The sequence below is a fragment of the Paenibacillus liaoningensis genome, assembly GCF_059609455.1.
Map to the genome: position 1 here is coordinate 86,221 of NZ_JCAALU010000007.1, position 11,713 is coordinate 97,933.

General features: G+C 51.6%; 2 protein-coding genes. Both read left to right on the forward strand.

Annotated elements, in window-relative coordinates; genetic code table 11:
* Positions 1-4: 4 nt before the first annotated feature.
* The gene (locus AC6B99_RS11665) at positions 5-7,687 is read left to right on the forward strand and encodes an SDR family NAD(P)-dependent oxidoreductase (protein WP_496663397.1); all 7,683 of its coding nucleotides are present in this window, start codon (positions 5-7) and stop codon (positions 7,685-7,687) included.
* Between the two features lie 4 nt (positions 7,688-7,691).
* The gene (locus tag AC6B99_RS11670; protein ID WP_496663398.1) at positions 7,692-11,699 is read left to right on the forward strand and encodes an SDR family NAD(P)-dependent oxidoreductase; all 4,008 of its coding nucleotides are present in this window, start codon (positions 7,692-7,694) and stop codon (positions 11,697-11,699) included.
* Positions 11,700-11,713 lie beyond the last annotated feature (14 nt).

Consider the following 11,713-nt stretch of genomic DNA (forward strand, 5'->3'; position numbering starts at 1 on the left):
GAAGTTGAAGACGAAATCGCCGGATTTGACGCAATTGCGTCTAAGAAGCCAGGACGAACTGCCAACGGCAGCTATAAAGGAAGTGAGCAACCATGACATTGCCATCATCGGCATTTATACGCGTTTTCCAAATGCTCGCAATACAGAGGCGTTCTGGCAAAATATTAAAAATGGGGTAAGCTGCGTAACGAAATTTCCGGAAAAGCGCCGGGAGGATGCTGATCGGTTTGTCCGATTTTCGGGTAAATCGGAAATACCCTACTCCAACGGCGCCTATCTCGAGGATATCGACGCATTTGACTATTCTTTCTTCAACATTCCGCCCAAAGAAGCGCTATTGATGAATCCTCGCCAGCGTGTGTTTCTGGAAGCAGCATGGAATGTGTTCGAAGATGCAGGATATGGGCCGCAGCAGCTGGCAGGCAGCAATATCGGGGTGTATGCCGGACATATCGGAGACGTTGAAAGCTATGTATACCGGGAGATGATTGAAGCCGTTGATCCCTCTCTGATATCGGCAGCGATGCCGGGAAATTTGTCTTCCATCATTCCGAGCCGGATTTCCTATTTGCTTAACCTTAAAGGGCCAAGCATGACCGTGGACACAGCGTGCTCCTCCTCGCTTATTGCTGTCGATCTGGCTTGCCAGGCGCTTCGCAAGGGAGACTGTGAAATGGCGCTTGCTGGCGCAGTCCGCATTAACCTGCTTCCGCAAAACAAAAATCATGCGAAGCTGGGTATCGAGTCTACGGACGATGAAACCCGCGCCTTTGACGACGGAGCCGACGGATCGGGAATGGGGGAAGGCGCAGCCGTTGTTCTGCTTAAGCCCCTTAGCAAAGCTAAGCGGGACGGCGATTCCATCTATTGTGTCATTAAGGGCAGCGCGGTGAATCAGGATGGCGCTTCCATGGGAATTACGGCTCCAAATCCGTCCGCTCAAACAGCCGTTCTAAATAAGGCTTGGAAGGAAGCGGGCATTGATCCAGCAACGCTTGCCTATATCGAAACACACGGTACGGGGACAAAGCTGGGTGACCCGATTGAGATCGAAGGAATAAGCAAAGCATTCGCAAAATATACGGACAAAAAACAGTTTTGCGCCATCGGGTCCGTGAAGACGAATATCGGCCATCTGTATGATTGTGCAGGAATTGCGGGGCTCATTAAAGCCGCGCTGGCACTAAAGCACCAGCTGCTTCCGCCAAGCATTCACTTTAAGACGCCGAATAAACAAATTCCGTTTATTGATTCGCCAGTATACATAAACACGTCGCAGAAGCCATGGGCTCAAGGAGAGGCGCCAAGGCGCTGCGGTGTCAGCTCATTCGGCTTGTCCGGTACCAATTGCCATGTCGTGCTGGAAGAATATATCGCTCAGCCCGCGAACGCTGATCAGGTGGCTGGCGCGCCAGAGCAGCCTTATATCATTCCGCTATCGGCAAAAAGCGGGGAAGCGCTGCATACGCTGCTTCTGCATATGGACGAATATTTTGATGGGGAACATCGGGCCAGCCTTAAGGATATTAGCTATACGCTGGCAGCAGGACGCGATCACCATCCGATTCGTTTAGCTATTGTCGCTTCAAATATTGCGGATCTGAAAGGGAAGCTAAAGCAGCTAATCGCACAGCAGCAGCATTTATCCGGATTGGATGCTTCCTGGTTCTCTTACGGCACAGCGAAGCCGGCAGGTGATCATACTCCTTTCGTACAGCTAGCCGAGCAGCTTGTCAAACAGTTGAAAACCGCTGCCGAACTTGAGCGCCCAGAGCTGCTTCATCAAATCGCAGAGCTGTATACGGCTGGGGCAGCCATTGGATGGTCCGCGATGTACAGGGGAAGCCGGGCGAAAAGGGCGCATATACCCGTTTACCCGTTTGAGCGGAAGCGCAGCTGGCTGCAAATCCCCGAACGTGCGCCTGCTGAACGCGCAAACGCACTCTATTACACGATGAAGTGGATGGAGGAGGCGGCGGATCAACTTACCCGCGCTATGCGGGGAGAAACGGTCATTATTTTGGGCGAATGGCAGCAGCTTACCCAGCAGCTAGAGGAGGAAGGCGTTCATTGCATACAGGTTAAACGGGGGACACACTATCAGGTGGTTAGCCCGCAATCCTACATGATCAGCGAGAACGAGGAAGATTACGACAAACTGACGGAAGCACTTAAACATGTGAAGTTTACGAAAATACTGCATCTGCTTTGCTGCAACGGACCAGATGGGATGATGTCGGCGGAGCAGCTAAGTGAAAGACAAAGCTTAGGTGTGTACAGCTTGTTCCACTTGACTAAAGCACTCCTGAATGCCGGCGTTGGGCATAATCATGAAATCATTATCGCAGCCGACTATGTAAACCGGGTTACCGGTGAGGAAACGTGCTTGAAGCCAGAAAACTCGCCACTATTCGGCTTGGGTAAAGTCATTGGCATTGAATACCCGCATATTACTTGCAAAGCGATAGATATGGATGCCTTGACAACTGCCCGCGATGTTATTTCGGAGCTGGGCCGCAACAAAACGACTTATCAAATCGCCTATCGGGATGGCAAGCGTTTTGCAGAAATAATGGAAGAGACCGATGTTGAGCAATTGCCTGATGATCCCGTTTCCATTAAGGAGGAAGGCGTTTACGTCATTACAGGCGGCGCCGGCAACCTCGGACTGCTTACGGCCAAGCATTTGGCGTCCAAAGGAAAAATAAATGTGGCGCTGTTAAACCGCTCCCCGCTGCCGAAGCAGGAGGACTGGCCCACGTATTTGGAGCAGGATGGCGGATCACGGCTGCATGACACCATTAAGAAGCTGCATGAAATAGCTGCCACTGGAGCACAGGTGGAGTGCATCTCGCTTAACGTCACCTCCTTGGATGAAATGAGCGCCACCATGGAGAGGCTGCGGCAAACCTATGGAAAAATAAACGGCGTCATTCATGCGGCGGGCGTAGCGGGCAGAGGCTTTCTCATCCGCAAGGACACAGCCGTATTCGAGGAAGTGCTGAACCCGAAAGTGATGGGCACCTGGGTTTTAGATAAAGTAACGGAGCAGGATGACCTCGACTTCTTTGTATTATTTTCGTCAGGCGTGGCGCTTGTTGGCGAAATGGGTCAAGGCGATTATACAGCTGCAAACTGCTATCTTGATGCTTTTGCTGATTATAGAAGAAAGCTCGGCAAGCCCGCTCTTTCCATCAACTGGGTCGTATGGGATGGGGCGCGAATGGGAGAAGGAACGAGTGAAACGATCGACAGCATTTTCAAAACGCTGCCCGCAACGTTAGCGCTCCAAGGCTTCGATAAAGTCATCAGCAAGGCTATCACCCGTGTATTAATTGGGGAAGTGAACACGTCTAACCCGAGCGGTTTGGAACTGTTCAGCAAAGATGTATTCCATTTGCCAGAAAAGCTGCGAGCTATCATGTTTAGTGACAGCAGCAGTGAGCAGGCTGTTCAAAGCAAGCCGCTGCCCATGCAGGAAGTGAAGGTGAAGCTGTTAGGCAGCAAAAACGGCTCCTACTCCGAAGTGGAGCAGACGCTGGCGGGCTTGTACCGCGAAGTACTCGGATACGAGGAGCTGAGCATCAACGATACTTTCTTTGAACTTGGTGGAGATTCCGTGCAGCTGCACCGGCTGCATAAGCTTGTAGATCAGCGGTACACGGGACAAACCTCAATAGCTGATTTGTTTGCATACGCTTCAATAGCCAAGCTGGCGTCATTTTTGACTAAGGAAGATAACAAAGCAGTGAACAAAGTAGTCAAGCGCAATACCTCTGCTGCAGATGTTCCTGCCGCGCATGATGATGATATCGCGATAATCGGAATGTCCGCGCTGTTTCCAGGAGCGGATACGGTTGACCAATATTGGACGAACATCAGCAATGCCGTAGATTGCACGGGGCCTATCCCGCAAGAGCGGCGCTCATACGCAGACGATTATCTGGCAGCTATAGGGCAAGCTCCAGATGGACATCCCGGCTATATGGACTGCGCTTATGTGGAAGGTATCGACGAGTTTGATTACCGATTTTTCCGAATATCGCCCAAGGAAGCTAATTTGACGGACCCGTGCCAGAGGGTGTTTATGCAGAAGGCCTGGCATGCCATTGAGGATGCGGGGTATGGGGGAGATAAGCTGCGTGGCAGCCGAACCGGCATTTATGTCGGATTTGCCAACATTATTCGCGATTCGTATCAGAAGATGCTCACCGATGTGGACCCCGTCATGATGTCGGAAGCCATTGTCGGCAACGTATCAGCGATGCTTCCAAGCCGCATTTCCCATTTGCTGGATTTGAAGGGGCCAACCATGGTCGTGGATACCGCCTGCTCCTCCTCCTTAGTTGCTGTTCATCTGGCGAGCAATGCGATCCGGGGCGGCGACTGCGACATGGCGATAGTTGGCGGTGTCAAGCTGTTTCTCATTCCGCTCGACCATGAGCATAACAAAATCGGCATTGAATCTACGGATGGAAAAACACGCGCCTTCGACGCCTACGCCGATGGCTCAGGCAGCGGCGAAGGGACAGCGGCCATTATTCTCAAGCCGCTCAGCAAAGCCAAGGCAGATGGTGACCATATCCATGCCGTTATTAAAGGGAGCGCCATCAATCAGGACGGCGCATCGATGGGCATAACCGCGCCAAATCCAGCTGCACAGACGGACGTTATTACGCGGGCGTGGGAGAAGGCGGGCATTCATCCGGAGTCGATTGCCTTTTTCGAAGCGCATGGCACAGGGACTGCGCTTGGCGATCCAATCGAATTCAGCGGGCTGAAGCAGGCAATCGAGACTTATACGGACAAAAAGCAGTTTTGTGCAATCGGTTCGGTTAAATCAAACATCGGCCATCTGAATGAAGGGGCTGGAATGGCATCCATTATAAAAGCTGTCATGGCGCTCAAGCATCGCGAAATACCGCCGACCCTGTACTTCCAAACGCCGAATCCTAAAATCGATCTGCAGGATTCACCTCTGTTCATCAACGCCCAATCAAGAAAATGGGAAAATGATGAGCAACCGATGAGAGGCGCGATCAGCTCCTTTGGCCTAAGCGGCACGAACTGCCACATGATTATTGAGGAGTACAGACCGGAAGCCGCTGCACCGGAAGAGGCAGATGAGCCGAAAGCTTCGGTTCAATTATTGACCTTGTCCGCAGCTAGCAGAGGATCGCTTATAAGGTTGGCAGGGCAGTATGCCGGTCGCTTTGTGGATGGCAACGTCGGGTCACTTGCTGATATTTGCTATACGGCGAATACGGGAAGAGGACATTATTCCCACCGCCTCGCCCTGATCGTCGCTGATGCGGCTGACCTGTCTAGAAAGCTGAAGCTTTTGGCCGAGCAGGAAACCTTTAGCTCGCTTCCGAAGGAGGGTGTTTATTACGGCGAATACCGGGCGGTAAGCGACGAGCGCAGCATTCGGAACCCAGGCGACATTACAGAGGCGAGAAAAAGCGAGCTCAGTCGAGAAGGAGAACAAGCCGTCTTGGCATTGGAAAATGCGCCAGCACTGGACCATACCGAAGCGTTACAGCAGCTATGCGAGCTTTATGTACAGGGTGCAGATATCCCGTGGGAACAGCTCTATGCGGAACAGACCCACGCCAAAGTTCAACTGCCAGTTTATCCGTTTGAGAGGACGAAATGCTGGGCAGAGTTCCCTAAGTTTGCAAAGCAAACTTTGCTCAAGGCAGCTTCCGCTGACGCTGATATGAAAAAACAGCCAGCCACCTTTACGATGAGCTGGAAACAGCAGGAGCGGTTAGCCGTTTCTGCGGCAGAGCTTGCTGCTGGTGTGACGGTGATCGTCAAGGACAGCGAAGGCTTTGCAGACCGTTTGGCCAGCGCGTTAAGAGACCAGGGCAGGCAGGTGCTGTTAGCGGAGATTCCTGATTTGTCCGCTACAGAAGAGATGGGTGCGATTGAAGCAACATGGCTGGACCGTTATAGTCAGCTATTGCAGGAGGAAGCGGAGCAAGGCATTGCTCAAATCATTCATTGCGGCAGCCTGGCGGGGAGCGTCATTTCCAGCATAGATGAGCTGAAAGCAAGTCAGCAAAGAGGCGCTATGAGCTTGTTCCTGCTGATGAAGGCATGGGCAGCCTGCGGCTTCGAGCACGATACGGAAGTCATTGTACTGACTGAAAATGCCTGCCGCATTACGGGGGAAGAACGTCAGCTCCGACCGGAAAATGCACCGCTGCTTGGGCTAGCCAAAGCCCTTTCCAAAGAGCATGCGAATATACGCTGCCGCAGCATCGACATGGACGGAGAGGTGCAGCTGGAGGAGATTTTATCTGAATTATCGATAAATTCAGACGCCAGACTTGTAGCTTTTCGAAACGGCGTTCGCTATGTCGAGTTGTTTGAACCATGCAGCAGCCTGAATGAGTCCAGCAGCGAAGAGCTAACCGTTCAAGCCGGAGGCGTCTATTTGATAACGGGCGGTACAGGCGGAATTGGCCTTGAAACGGCAAAATGGCTAAGCCGCAAAGGCCGCATAAAACTGGTGTTAATCAATCGTTCTGAACTGCCTGATCGGCCGACATGGGATAGCATATTGCTGAACAATGAGGATCGTAAGCTATGTGAGAAAATCGCGAGCATTCGGGAGATCGAAGCTGGCGGCTCAGAAGTGATTTTGTACCGATGTGATGTATCCCAATACGATGAAACCGCAGCCATGCTGGAACACATCCGGCTAACGCATGGGGAAATCAAAGGAATTGTACACGGCGCAGGAATTGCCCGCACCGAGTCCATAATGGAGAAAAGCTTGGATACATTTGAGCAAGTCATTCGTGCCAAAATCTACGGCACATGGCTGCTGGATCAGCTGACTTTGCAAGATCAACTTGATTTTTTCCTTATGTATTCCTCTATTGCAACGATGTTCGAGACTGGCTATCAAAGCGACTATCTTGCGGCAAACGCCTACCTCGATGCCTATAGTATGGCGCCATCAAGCGATGGAAGAAGAAGATTGACGATCAATTGGACGACATGGCAAGGCAAGGGGATGGCTTCCGATCACAATTTTCAGGCGGATACCATTTTCAAGACGATACAGGCTGCCCGTGCGATGGAGCTGCTGGATGCTGTATGGCAAACACGACAAAGCAACGTACTGATCGGGGAGCTGAATTTGGAGAGCAGAATGGCGTTATGGCTGCATAATTATGCAATTCAATTGTCAGATGACATTACGGCAAGCCTGGATGCGTTGAACGAACGTTTGGCGCAAACGCCGGAAAGATCATCCAAATCTGCCGGATACGCAGCGGTTAAGCTGATTGGAAGCGAGCATGATGCGTTCAGCGAGACCGAGCGGCAGGTCGCTCAAACTTGCAAAGGGGTGCTCGGATTTTCCGAGATCGACATCCACGAAAGCTTTTTCGAAATGGGTGCTGACTCGCTAATGATTCGGCAGATTCATCAGAAGCTTTCACAGCTTTACACCGAGGAGGTTGTCATTACTGATATGTTTGAGTATCCGACGGTTCATAAGCTGGCTAAGCATATCGAACGGCGACAAGCAGGGGTGGTCGCAGCAGCTGCTCCAGTAAGCAATCGGACGGCACTGCAGGATGACGAATTAAACCGGATGTTTGACGAGCTTGATAATGGGGATCTCGATCTTGAACAGGTGCTCTCCAAGCTTGGCTCCAAAGAGAGGTGAGAATATGGATAAGGCGTACAAATATTTGGTACAGGGTGTTCAGGACAAAAAGATAGACAGGCAGGTAGCCATTGATTTAATTAAGCTGCTGGAAACAGAAGCCGTAACGGATGCGGGTGATATCGCCATTATCGGCATGGCTGCCAAACTCCCGTCTGCGAGTACGATAGAGGAATTTTGGGACGTGGTCGAGAGCGGTGTTGATTGCATTACCGGCTTTCCAGATACACGCAGCGGCGATATTAGCCGCTACCTTCGATTCAAGGGGGTGCCCGAGGAGGAAATCCGTTATAACAAAAGCGCTTATTTGCCAGAAATCGATAAATTTGATTATAAGTTTTTTAAGCTTTCCCCTCGTGAAGCAAGCTTGATGGACCCGTGCCAGAGAATGTTTCTGGAAACAAGCTGGCAGGCTGTTGAGGATGCGGGCTACGGAGGAAGCAGGCTGGAGGGCTCGAAGACAGGCGTGTTTGTCGGATATGCCAGCAATTATAGGGACATGTACGCCAAAATGATTGAGGACATTGATCCGACTGCTCTTTCGATAGGTTTGGTTGGAAACTTGAACGCCGTCATCTCGGGCAGAATTTCTTATTTGCTCGATTTGAAGGGGACTAGCATGGTCATTGATACAGCTTGCTCCTCATCGCTTGTCGCAATAGATTCGGCCTGCCAGGCGCTGCGCAGCCGCACTTGCGAAATGGCCATTGCCGGCGGCATCAACATTAATACGGTGCCGCTCAGCAAAGATTATATGCAAACGGGCATAGAATCGACCGACGGGGTGTCAAGAACGTTCGACAACCATTCGAACGGTTCTGGGGTAGGGGAAGGCATTGGCGCAATCGTTCTCAAGCCGCTGAAAGATGCCTTAAGAGATAAGGATGTCATCTATGCGGTCATTAAAGGGAGCGCCACCAATCAGGATGGCAGGTCCGCAGGACTTACCGCGCCAAACCCGCAAGCGCAGACGGACGTTATTTTGCAGGCGTGGGAAAATGCTGGAATTGACCCTGAAACGATTGCTTACATTGAGACTCACGGCACGGGCACCAATTTGGGTGATCCGATTGAAATTCAAGGTATACATTCGGCTTTCCGCAAGCATACGAGCAAAAAGCAGTTTTGCGCGGTCAGCTCCGTGAAAACGAATATCGGTCATTTAAGCGAGGCTGCTGGCATCGTAAGCGTCATAAAAGCTGTGATGGCTTTGCGGACGAAGCAGCTGCCGCCTTCGATTCATTTTAATCATCCGAACCGGTCAATACCGTTTGAAGACTCGCCGGTGTATGTAAGCGCAAAGCTGCGTGCTTGGGAAACGGATGTAGCGCCGCGCAGATGCGGTGTAAGCGCCTTCGGCATTAGTGGAACGAATTGCCATGTCGTGTTGGAGGAGGCTCCAGCTCAAGCTGCTTCTGTACAGGAATCGGGGGCACCTCATCTGTTTACGTTATCTGCCAAGTCAGAACAGGTACTGCTTGAATTAATTCATCTTTACTCGGAATTTTTGGCGCATAATAGCCAGCTGAATTTAGAGGAAGTTTGCTATACCGCGAATTCGGGCAGAGGCCATTACTCGCATCGGTTAGCGCTGCTTCCGACAAGCGTAGCGGATTTGCGGGACAAGCTGGTCAGCGCTCGTCTTGATGAAGCCGAAGGCGCAGTATATTACGGGGTTCACCGGCTCATCGATTCCGCGAAGGAAGCGCTTGAAGCAAACGATCTGCCTGCAAAGGAGCAAGAACGGTTAAGCGCAGAAGCGGCGGTGTTGATAGCTGCATACTGGGCTGAGCCGGATGCGTCCAGCAGCTTAATCGAGCAAGTAGCACAGCTGTATGTCAAAGGCGCAGATGTGGATTGGGAAATGCTAGCTGGAGAAGTGAAGCCCTCCAAGACCTCGCTTCCTGCTTACCCTTTCGAGCGGAGCAGATGCTGGATGGATGCGCCGCTGCAGCAGCCAGTACAAGCCTTAGCGGAAGAAGCAGAGCGTGGTCTATTCTACGGGTTTAATTGGAGAGCAGAAGCGCTGTCAGAGGACGCGGACCACGCACCAATGGCCGATGTGCTCCTTATCGAGGACGAAGCCCGTTCCCCATTCGTGCAGTCGATGATCGACAAGCTGCGGGCACAAGGGCGGAATGTCATCGTTGCTTCCCTTGGGCATCGCTTCAAGCGGCATGACGATTGCCGCTATACGCTTGCGAGCCGTGAGGACGATTATGACAAGCTCATGGTTGACTTGGTTGGGCGTCCCGTTACCCATATTTTGCATATGAGCGGACTTTCCAAAAGTGCTGCTCCCGAAACGCTGGAAGAGCTGGAGCAAACCCAGCAGTACGGGATATACAGTCTGCTCTATTTAACAAGGTCCATCATGAGGCATGACCCGAGGTCCAAACGGCATATGCTGCTGTTTACGAAGCTGCTGCATGCCGCAACGGGGCGGGAAGCTGAATTAAGCCCAGAATGGGCAACGCTCGTTGGGTTAGGGAAGGTTATTCCACAGGAGTTTGCGCAAATCGTATGCAAAGCGATTGATGTTGATGATTCCACGCCAGTGGATGCCATATGGCTGGAATTGGAGCATTTTACGAAGCAATATCACGTGGCTTATCGAGAAGGCTGCCGGCATACGGAGGAGTACGGCCCGATTGATCCGCTCAAGCTTGAAGAAGCTGAAACAGCCATTCACGATACTGGCGTATACCTCATAACAGGTGGCACCGGAGGCATTGGGCTTGAAAACGCCAAGTATTTGGCTTCCAAGGCGAATGTAAATGTGGCCCTTGTGAACCGTTCCCAGCTTCCTCCGAAGGAGGAGTGGGCAGCCGTTGTTGCAGGCGGCGAGGACGAGGATACGATTCGTAAAATACAAAAGCTTCAAGAAATTGAAGCGATGGGCGGCCGTATTACGCTTCATAGTGCGGACATAGCGGACTATGCAGTAATGGCGGCGCTAATCGGCGGGCTGAGAGAGAAGTTTGGACGAATAAATGGCGTCATTCATGGCGCTGGCATAGCTGGTGCGGGTTATTTGTTCAAGAAGGATTTAAACATTTTCAAAAACGTGCTGGAGCCGAAAGTGGCGGGAACCTGGATATTGGACAGGCTTACCCGGCAAGACCAGCTCGACTTTTTCATTATGCACTCCTCTGGCGTTTCGATGGTTGGAGAGGCTGGACAAGGCGACTACGTGTCTGGAAACGCTTATTTGGACGCATTTGCTGCCTACAGGAGAAAGCAGGAGCGCCATGCGCTGGCGTTAAACTGGGTTTCCTGGAAGGAGGCGGGCATGTCCGTCCGCTTCGGCATCAACGTCGATTCCTTCTATAAGGCGCTGCCTACCGTGCAAGCGATTGAAAGCATGGATACGGCGCTGCAGCGGAATATGACGAGGGTGCTCATCGGAGAAATGAACGAAAGTCCGGAATATTTGTCCTTGCTTTTGGCGTTTCCATTTCACTTAACCGAAGAGCTGAATGATCGGGTCAGCGGGTTGTTGAACGGAAATACCGAGCAGGAAGGGCATAAAATCATCTCCAATGGAAATTATGATGCCGCCATGCTCGACCAAGGCAGACTCATTATTTTACCGAAAGGCAGCAGCCCTGTGAACAACAGCACAAAACCTTCGAAAGCCGCGCTTCGGGGCAAGCAGGGAGATGGCTATAATGCGGTCGAGCAGGAGGTAGCCAACATTTTCAGCACCATTCTTGGCTATCCGGAAATTGACATTCATGATACTTTGTTCGAGCTCGGCGGGGACTCGCTGCTGCTGATGAGAATTCATAAATTGATTGACACGGAGTATCCGGGCAAGGTGACGATTACCGACATGTTTGAGTTTCCTTCCGTCCAGCGGCTAGCGCAGCATATTAACAAAGAGGAGCAGGAGCAGCAGCTGGTTGCTGCAGCCAAGGACGTTCGCCAGGAAGCAAGAGACATATTCGGGAAGCTTGCAGAGGGCAATATGAGTCTGGAAGAAGCCATTCACGTGATTGAAGATCTGTAGGAAAAGGGGAAAAT

Coding starts and splice junctions, on each gene's coding strand:
- AC6B99_RS11670 (WP_496663398.1), top strand. CDS start 7,692: ATGGATAAGGCGTACAAATATTTGGTACAGGGTGTTCAGGACAAAAAG.